Here is a 15,076-nt window from a genome sequence, read left to right on the forward strand (position 1 = left end):
ATCGCGTGGAACACCCTCAGATGGTTGCTAACCTGATTCAATTTGCGACAAACCACTACATCCTGGTGGCGATCTTCGTTGTTCTGCTGGTCCTGCTGCTCATCAACGAAATCCGCCGTGGTGGCCAGAGTCTGAGCAACGGCCAGCTGACCGCGCTGGTCAACGCCGACAAAGGCGTGGTGATCGACATCCGTCCGAGCAAGGAATACTCGTCGGGCCATATCGTCGGCGCCCTGAACATCCCGCAGGACAAACTGGTCAACCGTATGGCCGAGCTGGACAAGCACAAGGGCAAGACCCTGATCGTCGTTGACAGCATGGGCCAGCAGTCCGGCACCATCTGCCGCGAGCTGCTCAAGGCTGGTTACACTGCCGCCAAGCTCAGCGGTGGCGTTTCCAGCTGGAAAGCCGATAACCTGCCCCTGGTGAAGTGATCATGAAGCCTGTCATCGTCTACTCCAGCGACTATTGCCCCTATTGCATGCGTGCCAAGTACCTGCTCGAGAGCAAGGGCGTGGCCTTCGAGGAAATCAAGGTCGACGGCAAGCCGCAAGTGCGCGCCGAGATGAGCCAGAAGGCGGGCCGCACCTCGGTACCGCAGATCTGGATCGGCACCACCCACGTTGGCGGATGCGATGACCTCTATGCATTGGAGCGGGCGGGCAAACTCGATGCCCTGCTCGAGGCCTGAATCACAGCTCTTACATAACCATTAGGAAAAGATCTGCCATGACTGACCAGCAGAACAACGGCGCCGCCGACGACAATTCCCCGCAATTCTCCCTGCAGCGCATCTACGTGCGCGACCTGTCCTTCGAGGCGCCGAAGAGCCCGCAGATCTTCCGTCAGCAGTGGGAACCGAGCGTCTCGCTGGACCTCAACACCCGCCAGAAAGCCCTGGAAAGCGATTTCCACGAAGTGGTGCTGACCCTGTCCGTGACCGTCAAGAACGGTGAAGAAGTGGCCTTCATCGCCGAAGTGCAGCAGGCCGGTATCTTCCTGATCAAGAACCTCGACGCGGCCTCCATGAGCCATACCCTTGGTGCGTTCTGCCCGAACATTCTGTTCCCGTATGCCCGCGAGACCCTGGACAGCCTGGTGACCCGTGGTTCGTTCCCGGCGCTGATGCTCTCCCCGGTCAACTTCGACGCCTTGTACGCGCAGGAAATGCAGCGCATGCAGGAAGCCGGCGAAGCGCCGACCATGCAGTAATCGCTGTAAAAAAAAGCAAAGGGCGACTTCGGTCGCCCTTTTTTGTTGGTGAGTTCCCGGTTCGCGGGTTTGCCCCCGAACAGGCTGGGCATCAACTGCCGGCAAAGCCCTGCTGGCGCCACGCCTCGTAGACGGTTACCGCCACGGTGTTGGACAGGTTCAGGCTGCGGCAGCCGGGCCGCATGGGCAGGCGCAGGCGCTGCTGCGCAGGCAGGCTGTCCAGCACCTCGGTGGGCAAGCCCCGGCTCTCGGGGCCGAACAGGAAGGCATCGCCCGGCTGGTAATCGACCTCGTGGAAGGCATGCGAGCCTTTGGTGGTAAAGGCGAACAGTCGCGGCTGGCCGAGGCTCTCCAGGCAGTCAGCCAGGCTCTGGTAGCGCTTGAGCGTGGCATACTCGTGGTAATCCAACCCTGCCCGGCGCAAGCGCTTGTCGTCCAGCTCGAAGCCCAGCGGCTCGATCAGGTGTAGGGCGCAGCCGCTATTGGCGCAGAGGCGGATAATGTTGCCGGTATTCGGCGGAATCTCTGGTTGAAAGAGGATGACGTGAAACATGCACGGCTCCAGGCGTGAAGATGACGAGCATTCTACCCTTGAACCCGACCTGCGTTCGAAGGCTTGGCCACGTGTGCTGTTGTCCCTGGCAATCGTCGGCATGATGGTGGGGTTGATGATCGGACGCCTGACTGCGCCCCAAGAGCGAGTGCTCGAACAGGTGGAAGTGGTGCAGGACGGCCTGGATTTGTGGTTCAACGACGAGCCCAAGCTGCACGGTGAAACGGTGCAGGGCACGGTGGCTGTTGTGTTCCAGGCCGAGGGCCAGCCCCAGCGAGGCCAGTTGCAAGTGCAAGGAAAGCCGGCTGGCTGGCGGTTACAGAACAGCGAGGAAGGTTTGTTGCTGACGGTGGTCGCCGCGCGCCCTCTGCACGGCGAGTGGAGCGGTGCACAGGACGCTGGGCGCTGGCGGGTGCAGGTGAGGCTGCACGAATAAAAGAGGGGATGTCCCGGCCTGCCTGTACCGAGGTCCCCGAAACTGGAGATATCTGTCTTATTGCAGATGCCGTGCCAGTTTCTGAACCTACAGAAACGCTGGGTATTGAGCGGTTTTGGCGGGGTTTTTCGAGATTTTGTGCCTCGGTGCGGTGCAGAGGGCACAGGATCGGTGCAGATGGAGCCTTTGGGGCTGCTGGGGGCCGCGGTGCGGCCCCACAATAAAAAATGGCGGATTCAGCGAGGATCAATGATCGTCGCCTTCTTCCTCATCCCCGCCATCGACGCGCATTCCCAGCTCCTTGATCTTGCGTGTCAGGGTATTGCGTCCCCAGCCCAGCAGTACGGCGGCATCCCGGCGGCGGCCTGCGGTGTGCTTGAGGGCGGTCTCGATCATGATGCGCTCGAAGCTGGGCACGGCGCTGTCGAGCAGGTTCGACTGGCCGCGGGCCAGGGCCTGGTCGGCCCACTGGCGCAGGGCCTGCTCCCAGTTGGTGACCGGTGCCGAGTCCTGCGGCAGGTTGAGCAACTCCGGCGGCAGGTCGCCGATCAGCACTTCGCGGCTGGAGGCCATGACGGTGATCCAGCGGCAAGTGTTCTCCAATTGGCGGACGTTGCCCGGCCAGGGCAGATTGCGCATGAACTCTTCGGTTTCCGGCTTGAGCAGCTTGGGCTCGACGGCCAGTTCCTTGGCGGCGCGACCAAGGAAGTGCCGCGCCAGGGCAGGGATGTCCTCGCGCCGATCGGCCAGGCGCGGAATATGGATACGGATCACGTTCAGGCGGTGGAACAAGTCTTCGCGAAACTTGCCGGCCTGCACCAGCGACTCCAGGTTCTGGTGGGTCGCGGCGATGATGCGCACGTCCACCTTGACCGGCACATGACCACCCACCCGGTAGAACTCGCCGTCGGCCAGGACCCGCAGCAGGCGGGTCTGGGTGTCGGCGGGCATGTCGCCGATCTCGTCGAGAAACAACGTACCGCCATCGGCCTGCTCGAAGCGGCCGCGGCGCAGGTTGGCGGCCCCGGTGAAGGCGCCTTTCTCGTGGCCGAACAGTTCGGATTCCATCAAGTCCTTCGGGATTGCCGCCATGTTCAGGGCAATGAAGGGTGATGCCGCCCGCGGACTGTGGCGGTGCAGGGCGTGGGCGACCAACTCCTTGCCGGTACCGGACTCGCCGTTGATCAGTACCGTGATGTTGGAATGGCTGAGGCGACCGATCGCGCGGAACACCTCCTGCATCGCCGGCGCCTCGCCGATGATTTCCGGCGTGCGGGCCAGGCTTGTCGGCACATCGAGTGCCTGTTGCTCCTGGGCATGCTGATTGGCGCGCTTGACCAGCGAGACTGCATCGTCCACGTCGAACGGCTTGGGCAGGTATTCAAAGGCGCCACCTTGATAGGAGGCGACGGCGCTGTCCAGGTCCGAATGGGCGGTCATGATAATGACCGGCAGGCGCGGGTGTTGCTCGCGGATCTGTGCAAGCAGGTCCAGGCCGCTGGTGCCGGGCATGCGGATGTCGGAGATGATCACGTCCGGTTGCTGGCGGGCCAGGCGGCCCATGACGCCGTCGGCGCTGTCGAAGCTCTGGGTGGTCATGCCTTCTTGCTGCAGGGCTTTTTCCAGTACCCAGCGGATGGAGCGATCATCATCGACGATCCAGACGGTTTCACTTCGGCTCATGAGGCGGTGGCTCCTTGTTCCAGGGGCAGGTAGATCGAGAAGGTGGTGTGGCCGGGGTGGCTGTCACATTCGATCAGGCCCTGGTGCTGGCTGATGATGTTCTGAGTGATGGCCAGGCCCAGCCCGGTGCCGTCCGGGCGGCCGCTGACCATGGGGTAGAAGAGGGTGTCCTGCAGTTGCGCGGGGATGCCCGGGCCGTTGTCGGTGATCTCGACCCGCGCTACCAGGCGATGGCGCACATGGCCAATGGTGAACTGGCGCACCGCGCGGCTGCGCAGGGTGATGCGGCCCAGGCGCAGGTCGTTCTGGCTGGCGATCGCTTGCATGGCGTTGCGCACGATGTTGAGCACCGCCTGGATCATCTGTTCGCGGTCGACCAACACATCCGGCAGGCTCGGGTCGTAGTCGCGCACCAATGTGATGCCGCCCTGGCTTTCGGCTTCCACCAGGCTGCAGACCCGCTCCAGCACTTCGTGGATGTTGGTCATGGCCAGCGATGGCAGCTTGTTGGAGCCGAGCATGCGGTCGACGAGGTTTCGCAGGCGGTCGGCCTCCTCGATGATCACATTGGTGTAGTCGCGAAGGTCGTCATGCGGTAGCTCCCGGGCCAGCAGTTGCGCCGCACCACGGATGCCGCCGAGGGGGTTCTTGATTTCGTGAGCCAGGCCGCGTACCAGCAGCTTGGTGGTTTCCTGCTTGCTCAGCTGGGCTTCTTCCTTGGTGATACGTAGCAGGCGGTCACGGGGGTGGACCTCCAGCAGCAGCAGGGTCTGGCCCTGGTGCAGGATCGGCGTCACGGCGTAGTCGACGGTGATGCTCTGGCCGGTCAGCGAGGTCAGTTGCGCTTCGCGCTTGGTGAACGGGTGCGCCTGCTCCACGGCCAGGCGCAGAGAGTTGAGCGCTTCGACCGACTCGGTGAACAGCTCGCTGATGAACTGGCCGTGACTGCGCTGACCACTGACCGCCAGCAGCATTTCAGCGGCAGGGTTCATGTACTCCAGGCGCAACTCGGCATTGAGCAAGAGCGTGGCCGTGGTCAGGTTGTCCAGGAGCAGTCGGTGCTGTGCATCGCTGATGGTCATAAGGCGTCGTCGACCTCTTTTGGCGCTTGCCAGGCACTGTTTTGGAAGGGCCGGGCGCGGGATGGATCCGCGGGTGCGATTCCGTCCTTTAAAAAATGCAAGAAACAAACCAAAGCTCTGAAAAGATGCGGCATTTACCGATAAAGGCCTGGATTTGCGCAAATCCGGACCAGAAACTCTGGGTGAAGCGTTTCATTTGAACCAGATTGGGGAACAGTCTGCGGTTAGGCGCACTGGCGTGCACAAAGATAGAGCATAGCGTGGTGGGGAAGGTTTCTGCGTGGGCAGAAACGAAAACGGCCTCCCGAGGGAGGCCGTTTTTGATCATGTCATCGGCGCGAGGCGCCGATCAGATCAGCAGCTGTAGTACAGCTCGTATTCCAGCGGGTGAACGAAGGTACGGACCTTGATCTCTTCCTCGCTCTTCAGCTCGATGAAGGCATCGATGAAGTCGTCGGAGAACACGCCGCCCTTGGTCAGGAACGCACGACCTTTGTCCAGCTCTTCCAGGGCTTCTTTCAGGCTGCCGCAAACCTGCGGGATGTCCTTGGCCTCTTCAGGCGGCAGGTCGTACAGGTTCTTGTCGGCAGCATCGCCTGGGTGGATCTTGTTCTGGATGCCGTCCAGGCCGGCCATCAGCAGGGCTGCGAAGGCCAGGTACGGGTTGGCCGATGGGTCCGGGAAGCGCGCTTCGATACGGCGGGCTTTAGGGCTGCCGACGTAAGGAATACGGATCGAGGCGGAACGGTTGCGAGCCGAGTAGGCCAGCATGACCGGGGCTTCGAAACCTGGGACCAGACGCTTGTAGGAGTTGGTCGATGGGTTGGTGAAGCCGTTCAGGGCCTTACCGTGCTTGATGATGCCGCCGATGAAGTACAGGGCGGTGTCGGACAGGCCGGCATAACCTTCGCCGGCGAAGGTGTTCTTGCCGTCTTTCCAGATCGACATGTGCACGTGCATGCCCGAGCCGTTGTCGCCGTACAGTGGTTTCGGCATGAAGGTGGCGGTGCGGCCGTAGGCATCGGCAACGTTGTGCACGACGTACTTCAGGGCCTGTACTTCGTCAGCCTTCTTAACCAGGGTGTTGAACTTGACGCCGATTTCGTTCTGGCCGGCAGTCGCCACTTCGTGGTGGTGAACTTCGACGGTCTGACCCATTTCTTCCAGTGCGTTGCACATGGCAGTACGGATTTCGTGGTCGTGGTCGAACGGTGGGACCGGGAAGTAGCCGCCTTTGACGCCTGGACGGTGGCCTTTGTTGCCGCCTTCCACGTCGGCGTCGGTCATCCACGAGCCTTGCTCGGAGAAGATCTTGAACATCGAGCCGGAGATGTCCGACTTGAACTTCACTTCGTCGAAGATGAAGAACTCAGGCTCCGGACCGGCGAAGACGGTGTCACCGATGCCGGTGCTCTTGAGGTACTCTTCGGCGCGCTTGGCGATCGCACGTGGGTCGCGGTCGTAGCCCTGCATGCTCGAAGGATCGACGATGTCGCAGGTCAGGATCAGGGTCGGCTCTTCGGTGAACGGGTCCAGTACGGCGGTTTCATCGACCGGCATCAGGATCATGTCGGAGGCTTCGATGCCTTTCCAGCCAGCGATGGAGGAACCGTCGAACATCTTGCCGACTTCGAAGAAGTCGTCTTCCAGCGCATCGCGCGCCGGCATGGTCACGTGGTGCTGAGTGCCTTTGGTGTCCGTGAAACGCAGATCAATCCACTTGACGTCATGATCTTTGATGAGTTGAACCGACTTCGACATAGTGTCCTCCGGATGGTCTAGGGCGCGGTGGGCCGCTGCCCTGGAAAAAGGGTGTCGCCGGGCGCGGATAGTCGGCCAAGCTTGCCTGCCTCACAAGGGAGCAAATTGCATGCCAGTGCCCGAAAATGGCGAAGGCGGGACAAAAGGGGGCGGTTACAGGCAATTGGAGCCCCCGGTGCGGCGAGAAATGCACTCTTGCGAGGCGTGTTTTTAAGTACGCGCACCAAATGTGTGCATTCTTTGGGTGGCGTGTTTCCCTTGAGGTCCGTTCGCGACTAAAAGCGCTCCTGCAAGGGGCGCACACCAGCTGCAATTCATGCTGACCCTGGCGGTAGGGGCATTACCCCAAAAGGGGCAGCACAGGCAGCGCAAAATGCGCCTTCGGCAATATCTGGAAGCTTCTGATCAAAAGTTGCTCAAAGCTTGAGCAATTTCCGCTATAATTCGCGCCCCTCATTTTCGGCAGGCCCGGTGCGCGCTGTTAAACCAATGAAACTTATCGTCAAAGTCTTCCCAGAGATCACCATCAAAAGCCGGCCGGTGCGCAAGCGTTTCATCCGCCAGCTCGGCAAGAACATCCGCGTCGTGCTCAAGGATCTGGATCCTGAGCTCGCGGTCGATGGCGTCTGGGACAATCTCGAGGTGGTCACCCGCGTCGAGGACGAGAAGATCCAGCGCGAGATGATCGAACGCCTGACCTGCACGCCGGGCATAACCCACTTCCTGCAGGTGGAGGAGTATCCGCTGGGCGACTTCGACGACATCGTCGCCAAGTGCAAGCACCACTTCGGCCACCTGCTGGCCGGCAAGCGCTTCGCCGTACGCTGCAAGCGCGGTGGTCACCACGACTTCACCTCCATGGATGTCGACCGTTATGTCGGCAGTCAACTGCGCCAGCAGTGCGGCGCCACCGGCATCGACCTCAAGACCCCGGAAGTCCTGGTGCGCATCGAGATCCGCGATCAGCGCCTGTACGTGATCCATAACCAGCATCAGGGCATCGGCGGCTATCCGCTGGGCGCCTTGGAGCAGACCCTGGTGCTGATGTCCGGTGGCTTCGACTCCACCGTCGCGGCCTACCAGATGATGCGCCGTGGCCTGATGACCCACTTCTGCTTCTTCAACCTTGGCGGCCGCGCCCACGAGCTCGGCGTGATGGAAGTCGCCCATTACCTGTGGAAGAAGTTTGGCAGCAGCCAGCGCGTACTGTTCATCAGCGTGCCGTTCGAAGAAGTGGTCGGCGAGATCCTGAACAAGGTCGACAACAGCTACATGGGCGTGACCCTCAAGCGCATGATGCTGCGCGCCGCCGCACGCATGGCCGACCGCCTGGAAATCGAGGCGCTGGTCACCGGCGAGGCGATCTCCCAGGTTTCCAGCCAGACCCTGCCGAACCTGTCGATCATCGACTCGGCTACCGACAAGCTGGTGCTGCGCCCGCTGCTCGCGAGCCACAAGCAGGACATCATCGACACCGCTTATCAGATCGGCACCGCCGAGTTCGCCAAGCACATGCCTGAATACTGCGGCGTGATTTCGGTGAACCCGACCACCCATGCCAAGCGCCACCGCATGGAGCACGAAGAGAAGCAATTCGACATGGCGGTGCTCGAGCGAGCCCTGGAGCGCGCCAAGTTCATCTCGATCGACCACGTCATCGACGAGCTGGGCAAGGACATCGAGATCGAGGAAGTGGCCGAGGCCTTGCCAGGCCAGATCGTTCTCGATATTCGTCATCCCGATGCCCAGGAAGACGAACCCCTGGTGATCGACGGCGTCGAAGTCCAGGCCATGCCGTTCTACGCGATCAACAGCAAGTTCAAGCATCTGGATGCCAACCGCCAGTACCTGCTGTATTGCGACAAGGGTGTGATGAGCCGTCTGCACGCACACCACCTGCTCAGTGAGGGACATGCCAATGTGCGTGTTTATCGTCCGGCATAAGACGCCAGGGCTGTATGGCGGCAGCATCCGCCATCGCCCTCCCGACCATCGGGCCCGCTGAGCCTCAAACCGTACATATTCGCCGCCTACACTGGCGGCAACCGAATCCTCTGATCGAGATACAGTTGTGATCGAAAATCTGCGTAACATCGCCATCATCGCCCACGTTGACCATGGCAAAACCACCCTGGTCGACAAACTCCTGCGCCAGTCGGGCACCCTGGAGCGTAACGAGCTCAACGACGAGCGCGTGATGGACTCCAACGACCAGGAAAAAGAGCGCGGCATTACCATCCTGGCGAAGAACACCGCCATCCGCTGGAACGACTACCGCATCAACATCGTCGACACCCCCGGCCACGCCGACTTCGGTGGCGAGGTCGAGCGCGTGATGTCGATGGTCGACTCCGTGCTGCTGCTGGTCGACGCCCAGGACGGCCCGATGCCGCAAACCCGCTTCGTGACCAAGAAAGCGTTCGAAGCCGGCCTGAAGCCGATCGTCGTGATCAACAAAGTCGACCGTCCGGGCGCGCGTCCTGACTGGGTTCTGGACCAGATCTTCGATCTGTTCGACAACCTTGGCGCCACCGACGACCAGCTGGACTTCCAGGTGGTCTACGCCTCGGCCCTGAACGGCATTGCCGGCCTGGACCACACCAACATGGCCGAAGACATGACCCCGCTGTACCAGGCCATCGTCGACCACGTGCCGGCACCGACCGTCGACGTCGACGGCCCGTTCCAGATGCAGATCTCCGCACTGGACTACAACAGCTTCCTGGGCGTTATCGGCGTTGGTCGTATCGCCCGTGGCCGCATCAAGCCGAACACCCCGGTCGTCGCCATCGACACCGAAGGCAAGAAGCGCAACGGTCGTATCCTCAAGCTGATGGGTCACCACGGTCTGCACCGCGTTGACGTCGAAGAAGCCACCGCCGGCGACATCGTCTGCATCAGCGGTTTCGACGAGCTGTTCATCTCCGACACCCTGTGCGACATGAACCACGTCGAAGCGATGAAGCCGCTGACCGTCGACGAGCCGACCGTTTCGATGACCTTCCAGGTCAACGACTCGCCGTTCTGCGGCAAGGAAGGCAAGTTCGTCACCAGCCGTAACATCAAAGAGCGTCTGGACAAAGAGCTGCTGTACAACGTTGCCCTGCGCGTTGAAGAAGGCGACTCGGCCGACAAGTTCAAGGTTTCCGGTCGTGGTGAGCTGCACCTGTCGGTTCTGATCGAAACCATGCGTCGCGAAGGCTTCGAAATGGCCGTGGGCCGTCCTGAAGTGATCATCCGCGAAGTCAACGGCGTCAAGCAGGAGCCGTTCGAGAACGTCACCATCGACATCCCTGAAGAATCCCAGGGCAAGGTCATGGAAGAAATGGGTCTGCGTAAGGGCGACCTGACCAACATGGCGCCGGATGGCAAAGGCCGTGTGCGTCTGGAGTACAACGTTCCGGCCCGTGGCCTGATCGGTTTCCGTAACCAGTTCCTGACCCTGACCAACGGTGCAGGCATCCTGACCTCGATCTTCGATCGTTACGACACCATGAAGCCAGGCACCATGTCGGGCCGTCTGAACGGTGTTCTGGTTTCGATCGAGACCGGCAAGGCCCTGACTTACTCGCTGGAAACCCTGCAGGCTCGCGGCAAGCTGTTCATCGAGCACGGCCAGGACATCTACAACGGTCAGATCATCGGCCTGAACAGCCGTGACAACGACCTGGGCGTGAACCCGACCAAAGGCAAGAAGCTCGACAACATGCGTGCTTCGGGCAAGGATGAAGTCATCGCTCTGGTTCCGCCGGTTCGCCACACCCTCGAACAGGCCCTGGAATTCATCCAGGACGACGAGCTGTGCGAAGTCACGCCGAAGTCGATCCGTCTGCGCAAGAAGATCCTCGACGAAGGCGAGCGTACCCGCGCTGCCAAGAAAGCCAAGGCTTGATGTACTAGCCTGAGCTGAACGAAAACGCCCCCGGTCGAAAGGTCGGGGGCGTTTTTGTTTGTCTTATGTTCTGGTATCGCCCTGGCTGTCGGAAACCGCGCCCACAGGGATCCCAGTGACCGCTGTGGGGGGGTGAGCCGCGAACAGGTCGTTACAGGCAAGCGATCAGCGGGTGGTCGCCTTGGGCTTGTAGGCGCAATACCCGGGGCGTGGCCCGATTTTCGGGTGATTGCGGCAGGTGTCCGGGCGTTTGTCGTAGATGGTGCACAGCCGGCTCTTGCGATCCAGGTACAGGCAGTCGTCGTTGCTCATCCGGGTCAGGGTGAAGATCCCCGACTTCTGGTTGAAGCGCTCGATGATGCCGTCCTTTTGCAGGCGCTTGGCGATGTTCTTCGGGGGTTCGTCCTTTTCGAATTCGTCCACCACGCCGATGCGGATCAGGTCCTTGATCTTGACCTCCACCGGCAGGGTGCAGCAGGTCGAGTGGCAGCCCCCGCACATATGGCTGGCATAGCGTTGCCAGGTTTCCAGGCGGTCGACTTCGGCGGCGGCGATCAGGGTCGGTTTCATCGTTGTGTGGGCGTATCACAGTTGGGGCGCGCGATAATACCGGAGTTGTTCAAATTGTGAACAACCTTTCGCCCGAATCGCCGAGTGGATGTGAAAACCGCGAACCCACGCTGTCGCTCTGTGTCGAAGCGTCTAGGCTGAACAACCTGTGCTTTCGTCAAACTTGCCCGAGGATGCCGCATGTCCCAGGAACCCAAAGCGCGTGATGCAGAAGTGGCTGAGTTCCGCGCCGCTGTACTGGCCAAGCTGACCTACGCGGTCGGCAAGGATCCGGAGCATGCCTTCGATCACGATTGGTTCGAAGCCATTGCCCTGGCTGCCCGCGACCACATGGTCGATCATTGGATGGACCACACCCGCCAGGCGTATCGACGCAGCCAGAAGCGGGTCTATTACCTCTCGCTGGAATTTCTCATCGGCCGGCTGCTCTACGACAGCCTGAGCAACCTCGGACTGCTGGACATCGCCCGCGAGGCCCTCGAAGGCCTGGACGTAGACCTCGAACGCATCCGCCTGCTCGAGCCGGATGCTGCGCTGGGCAATGGCGGCCTGGGGCGGCTGGCGGCCTGCTTCATGGAGAGCATGTCGACCTTGGGGATTGCCGCCCATGGCTACGGTATCCGCTACGAGCATGGTCTGTTCCGCCAGGCCATGGTCGATGGCTGGCAGCAGGAGCAGACCGAGAACTGGCTGGATTTCGGCAACCCTTGGGAGTTCGAGCGGGCCGAGGTGATCTACCCGATCAGCTTCGGCGGCAGCGTCGAGACGGTGCAGGACACCCACGGCCAACCGCGTCAGGTCTGGTGGCCGGGCGAGACGGTGCGGGCGGTGGCCTACGACACGCCGGTGGTCGGCTGGCGCGGGGCGAGCGTCAACACGCTGCGCTTGTGGCGCTCCCGGGCACTCGAAGAGCTGCACTTGGAGCGCTTCAATGCCGGGGACCATTTGGGCGCTGTGGCCGAGGTGGCACGGGCCGAGAGTATCTCGCGGGTGCTGTACCCGGCCGACAGCACCGAGGCGGGCCAGGAACTTCGCCTGCGCCAGGAGTACTTCTTCGTGTCGGCCTCCCTGCAGGACCTGTTGCGCCGCCACTTGAACATGCATGACAACCTGCTCAACCTGCCGGACGCGGCGGCCATTCAGCTCAACGACACGCACCCATCCATAGCTGTGGCCGAGTTGATGCGCCTGTTGGTGGATCAGCACGAGATCCCCTGGGATACCGCCTGGGAGCTGACCGTCAACACCCTGGCCTACACCAACCACACCCTGCTGCCCGAAGCCCTGGAAACCTGGCCGGTGGCGTTGATGGAGCGCATGCTGCCACGGCACATGCAGATCATCTATCTGATCAACGCCTACCACATCGATGCGCTGCGGGCCAAAGGCCTGCATGACTTCGACGTGCTGCGGGCGGTGTCGCTGATCGAAGAGGACAACGGCCGTCGGGTGCGCATGGGCAACCTGGCCTTCCTCGGCTCACACAGCGTCAACGGCGTGTCGGCCCTGCACAGCCGGCTGATGCGCAGTACGGTGTTCGCCGAGCTGCACAAGCTCTACCCGCAACGGATCAACAACAAGACCAACGGCATCACCTTCCGACGCTGGCTGTACCAGGCCAACCCGCAGCTCACCGCGATGCTGGTCGACGCGCTGGGCCCGGAGGTGCTGGACGACCCGGAAAGCAGGCTCAAGGCGTTGGTGCCGTTTGCCGAGAAGGCGACCTTCCGCAAACAGTTCGCCGCCCAGCGCCTGCACAGCAAGCGGGCGCTGGCCAGCATCATCCAGGATCGGGTCGGGGTCACGGTCGACCCGCAGGCGCTGTTCGACGTGCAGGTCAAGCGCATCCACGAGTACAAGCGCCAATTGCTCAACCTGCTGCACACCGTGGCCCTGTACCAGGCCATGCGCGCCGAGCCCGGGACCGACTGGGTGCCGCGGGTGAAGATCTTTGCGGGCAAGGCTGCGGCCAGCTATCACCAAGCCAAGCTGATCATTAAGCTGGCCAACGACATCGCCCGGGTGGTCAACAACGACCCGACCGTGCGCGGCCTGCTCAAGGTGGTATTCCTGCCTAACTACAACGTGAGTCTGGCCGAGAGCATCATTCCGGCAGCCGATCTTTCCGAGCAGATCTCCACGGCCGGCTATGAGGCTTCCGGCACCAGCAACATGAAGTTCGCCCTCAACGGCGCGCTGACCATCGGCACCCTCGACGGCGCCAACGTGGAGATGTGCGAGCAAGTGGGAGGCGAGAACATGTTCATCTTCGGCCTGACCGCCCAGCAGGTGGAGGAACGGCGGCGCTCCGGTGACTTTGGCGCCGGCGCTGCGGTCTCGGCGTCCAGTCGCCTGGCCGATGTGCTGCAGGCGATCCGCAGCGGGGTGTTCTCGCCGGATGATCCGGCGCGATACACCGGGCTTGTGGACGCGCTGGTGGCCTACGACCGCTTCCTGGTGTGCGCCGATTTCGATGCGTACTGGGACGCCCAGCGGCGGGTCGAGGCGTTGTGGCATGCGCCGCAGGACTGGTGGCGCATGGCGGTGCTCAACACGGCGCGCATGGGCTGGTTCTCCTCGGACCGGACCATTCGCGAATATGCCAGCGAGATCTGGAAGGCATTGGACTGAGGTGTCGCCATTCGCGGGTAGACCGCCTCCACGGGTGCATCGCAGGCCTGGGAGGAATGCGGTCCTTTGGGAACCGGCCCGCCCGCGAATGGACCCTAACGCCGACCACCGGCCTGGCAAGGGCTGAACTACCCACCTATTGTGCCGTCTGAGAGCCGTGGCGAGTCTCATCGCTCGCTAGCCCGCAACTCTCCCTGTAAACTGCGGGGGTTTTTCTCCCCCTTTCCATTTCGGAGCCATACATGTCCCGCGTTACCCTGAGTCGCTATCTGATTGAGCAGACCCGCAGCAACAATACCCCTGCCGATCTGCGCTTCCTGATCGAAGTGGTGGCGCGTGCGTGCAAGGAAATCAGCCACCACGTTTCCAAGGGCGCCCTGGGCGGTGTCCTGGGCAGCATGGGCACCGAAAACGTGCAGGGCGAAGTGCAGAAGAAGCTGGACGTTATCTCCAACGACATCCTGCTCGAAGCCAACGAATGGGGTGGCCACCTGGCCGGCATGGCCTCCGAGGAAATGGACAACGCCTACCAGATTCCGGGCAAATATCCCAAAGGCGCCTACCTGCTGGTCTTCGACCCGCTCGACGGCTCGTCGAACATCGATGTCAACGTTTCGGTCGGCACCATCTTCTCGGTACTGCGTTGCCCCAACGAATACCTGAGCCAGAACGAAACCCTCAACGAAAAAGCCTTCCTGCAGCCCGGCACCCAGCAGGTCGCCGCCGGTTACGCCATCTACGGCCCGCAAACCATGCTGATCCTGACCCTGGGCAATGGCGTCAAGGGCTTCACCCTGGATCGTGAACTGGGCAGCTTCGTCCTGACCCACGAAAACATCCGCGTACCGGAAACCACCGCCGAGTTCGCCATCAACATGTCCAACCAGCGTCACTGGGAAGCTCCGGTCCAGCGCTACGTGGGCGAGCTGCTGGCCGGTGAGACCGGTCCGCTGAAAAAGAACTACAACATGCGCTGGATCGCTTCGATGGTGGCCGATGTGCACCGGATCCTGACCCGTGGCGGCCTGTTCATGTACCCACGCGATGCCCGCGAGCCGAGCAAGCCGGGCAAGCTGCGCCTGATGTACGAGGCCAACCCGATGTCGTTCATCATCGAGCAGGCTGGCGGCGCGTCCACCAACGGTTACGATCGCATCGTCGACATCCAGCCAGAGAGCCTGCACCAGCGTGTGTCGGTGATCCTCGGCTCGAAGGAAGAGGTCGAGCGCGTCACCGCCTACCACAAGGAGTAAGTC

13 protein-coding genes are annotated in these 15,076 nt (G+C 61.8%); 8 read left to right on the forward strand and 5 right to left on the reverse strand.

Going from position 1 to position 15,076, the window contains the following annotated elements; all coding sequences use genetic code 11:
- Positions 1-20 precede the first annotated feature (20 nt).
- From R6G97_RS11500 to secB, 3 genes are read left to right on the forward strand one after another with little or no spacing between them, the layout of a single operon-like run.
- Positions 21-434, forward strand: a complete 414-nt coding sequence (locus R6G97_RS11500) for a rhodanese-like domain-containing protein (protein ID WP_043212541.1) — start codon at positions 21-23, stop codon at positions 432-434.
- Between the two features lie 2 nt (positions 435-436).
- Entirely contained in the window at positions 437-691 is a 255-nt protein-coding gene (gene grxC, locus R6G97_RS11505; protein WP_043212544.1) for a glutaredoxin 3, read from the forward strand.
- Between the two features lie 38 nt (positions 692-729).
- Positions 730-1,212 carry a protein-export chaperone SecB gene (secB, locus tag R6G97_RS11510; RefSeq protein ID WP_043212546.1) on the forward strand — a complete coding sequence of 161 codons (483 nt, stop codon included), beginning with the start codon at positions 730-732 and terminating at the stop codon, positions 1,210-1,212.
- A gap of 91 nt (positions 1,213-1,303) precedes the next feature.
- Here secB and trmL read toward each other — a convergent pair whose 3' ends face one another.
- On the reverse strand, positions 1,304-1,765 hold the full coding sequence (gene trmL / locus R6G97_RS11515; protein WP_043212548.1) for a tRNA (uridine(34)/cytosine(34)/5-carboxymethylaminomethyluridine(34)-2'-O)-methyltransferase TrmL: 462 nt from the start codon (positions 1,763-1,765) through the stop codon (positions 1,304-1,306).
- Here trmL and R6G97_RS11520 point away from each other — a divergent pair.
- Entirely contained in the window at positions 1,764-2,201 is a 438-nt protein-coding gene (locus tag R6G97_RS11520; RefSeq protein ID WP_043212550.1) for a hypothetical protein, read from the forward strand. The genes trmL and R6G97_RS11520 overlap by 2 nt on opposite strands.
- Before the next feature lie 246 nt (positions 2,202-2,447).
- On the opposite strand, the gene ntrC is transcribed toward R6G97_RS11520, so the two are convergent.
- From ntrC to glnA, 3 genes are all read right to left on the reverse strand, one after another.
- On the reverse strand, positions 2,448-3,884 hold the full coding sequence (gene ntrC, locus R6G97_RS11525) for a nitrogen regulation protein NR(I) (protein ID WP_102081450.1): 1,437 nt from the start codon (positions 3,882-3,884) through the stop codon (positions 2,448-2,450).
- Positions 3,881-4,966 carry a nitrogen regulation protein NR(II) gene (glnL, locus tag R6G97_RS11530; protein ID WP_090343303.1) on the reverse strand — a complete coding sequence of 362 codons (1,086 nt, stop codon included), beginning with the start codon at positions 4,964-4,966 and terminating at the stop codon, positions 3,881-3,883. Before glnL ends, ntrC begins: the two co-directional genes overlap by 4 nt.
- 354 nt (positions 4,967-5,320) lie before the next feature.
- A complete protein-coding gene (gene glnA / locus R6G97_RS11535; protein ID WP_043212556.1) occupies positions 5,321-6,727 on the reverse strand; it encodes a type I glutamate--ammonia ligase in 1,407 nt (468 codons plus the stop codon).
- Positions 6,728-7,216: 489 nt separating this feature from the next.
- On the opposite strand from glnA, the gene thiI reads away from it, so the two are divergent.
- Both thiI and typA read left to right on the forward strand, forming a co-directional pair.
- The gene (gene thiI, locus R6G97_RS11540; RefSeq protein ID WP_043212559.1) at positions 7,217-8,671 is read left to right on the forward strand and encodes a tRNA uracil 4-sulfurtransferase ThiI; all 1,455 of its coding nucleotides are present in this window, start codon (positions 7,217-7,219) and stop codon (positions 8,669-8,671) included.
- A gap of 127 nt (positions 8,672-8,798) precedes the next feature.
- Positions 8,799-10,619 carry a translational GTPase TypA gene (gene typA, locus R6G97_RS11545; RefSeq protein WP_043212561.1) on the forward strand — a complete coding sequence of 607 codons (1,821 nt, stop codon included), beginning with the start codon at positions 8,799-8,801 and terminating at the stop codon, positions 10,617-10,619.
- A gap of 165 nt (positions 10,620-10,784) precedes the next feature.
- On the opposite strand, the gene R6G97_RS11550 is transcribed toward typA, so the two are convergent.
- Complete coding sequence (locus R6G97_RS11550; protein ID WP_043212564.1) at positions 10,785-11,189, reverse strand: YkgJ family cysteine cluster protein; 405 nt, start codon at positions 11,187-11,189, stop codon at positions 10,785-10,787.
- Between the two features lie 180 nt (positions 11,190-11,369).
- Between R6G97_RS11550 and R6G97_RS11555 the strand changes: the two genes are divergently transcribed.
- Both R6G97_RS11555 and R6G97_RS11560 read left to right on the forward strand, forming a co-directional pair.
- Complete coding sequence (locus R6G97_RS11555; protein WP_317848115.1) at positions 11,370-13,820, forward strand: glycogen/starch/alpha-glucan phosphorylase; 2,451 nt, start codon at positions 11,370-11,372, stop codon at positions 13,818-13,820.
- Between the two features lie 242 nt (positions 13,821-14,062).
- The gene (locus tag R6G97_RS11560; RefSeq protein ID WP_317848116.1) at positions 14,063-15,073 is read left to right on the forward strand and encodes a class 1 fructose-bisphosphatase; all 1,011 of its coding nucleotides are present in this window, start codon (positions 14,063-14,065) and stop codon (positions 15,071-15,073) included.
- Positions 15,074-15,076 lie beyond the last annotated feature (3 nt).

It is taken from the genome of Pseudomonas sp. HTZ2, assembly GCF_033173945.1.
In the GTDB taxonomy this organism is placed as follows: domain Bacteria; phylum Pseudomonadota; class Gammaproteobacteria; order Pseudomonadales; family Pseudomonadaceae; genus Aquipseudomonas; species Aquipseudomonas guariconensis.

Excerpts from the sequence above, each read along its gene's own strand:
- R6G97_RS11500 (WP_043212541.1), top strand. The coding sequence starts at position 21 with ATGGTTGCTAACCTGATTCAATTTGCGACAAACCACTACATCCTGGTG.
- grxC (WP_043212544.1), top strand. The coding sequence starts at position 437 with ATGAAGCCTGTCATCGTCTACTCCAGCGACTATTGCCCCTATTGCATG.
- secB (WP_043212546.1), top strand. The coding sequence starts at position 730 with ATGACTGACCAGCAGAACAACGGCGCCGCCGACGACAATTCCCCGCAA.
- R6G97_RS11520 (WP_043212550.1), top strand. The coding sequence starts at position 1,764 with ATGCACGGCTCCAGGCGTGAAGATGACGAGCATTCTACCCTTGAACCC.
- trmL (WP_043212548.1), bottom strand. The coding sequence starts at position 1,765 with ATGTTTCACGTCATCCTCTTTCAACCAGAGATTCCGCCGAATACCGGC.
- ntrC (WP_102081450.1), bottom strand. The coding sequence starts at position 3,884 with ATGAGCCGAAGTGAAACCGTCTGGATCGTCGATGATGATCGCTCCATC.
- glnL (WP_090343303.1), bottom strand. The coding sequence starts at position 4,966 with ATGACCATCAGCGATGCACAGCACCGACTGCTCCTGGACAACCTGACC.
- glnA (WP_043212556.1), bottom strand. The coding sequence starts at position 6,727 with ATGTCGAAGTCGGTTCAACTCATCAAAGATCATGACGTCAAGTGGATT.
- thiI (WP_043212559.1), top strand. The coding sequence starts at position 7,217 with ATGAAACTTATCGTCAAAGTCTTCCCAGAGATCACCATCAAAAGCCGG.
- R6G97_RS11550 (WP_043212564.1), bottom strand. The coding sequence starts at position 11,189 with ATGAAACCGACCCTGATCGCCGCCGCCGAAGTCGACCGCCTGGAAACC.
- R6G97_RS11555 (WP_317848115.1), top strand. The coding sequence starts at position 11,370 with ATGTCCCAGGAACCCAAAGCGCGTGATGCAGAAGTGGCTGAGTTCCGC.
- R6G97_RS11560 (WP_317848116.1), top strand. The coding sequence starts at position 14,063 with ATGTCCCGCGTTACCCTGAGTCGCTATCTGATTGAGCAGACCCGCAGC.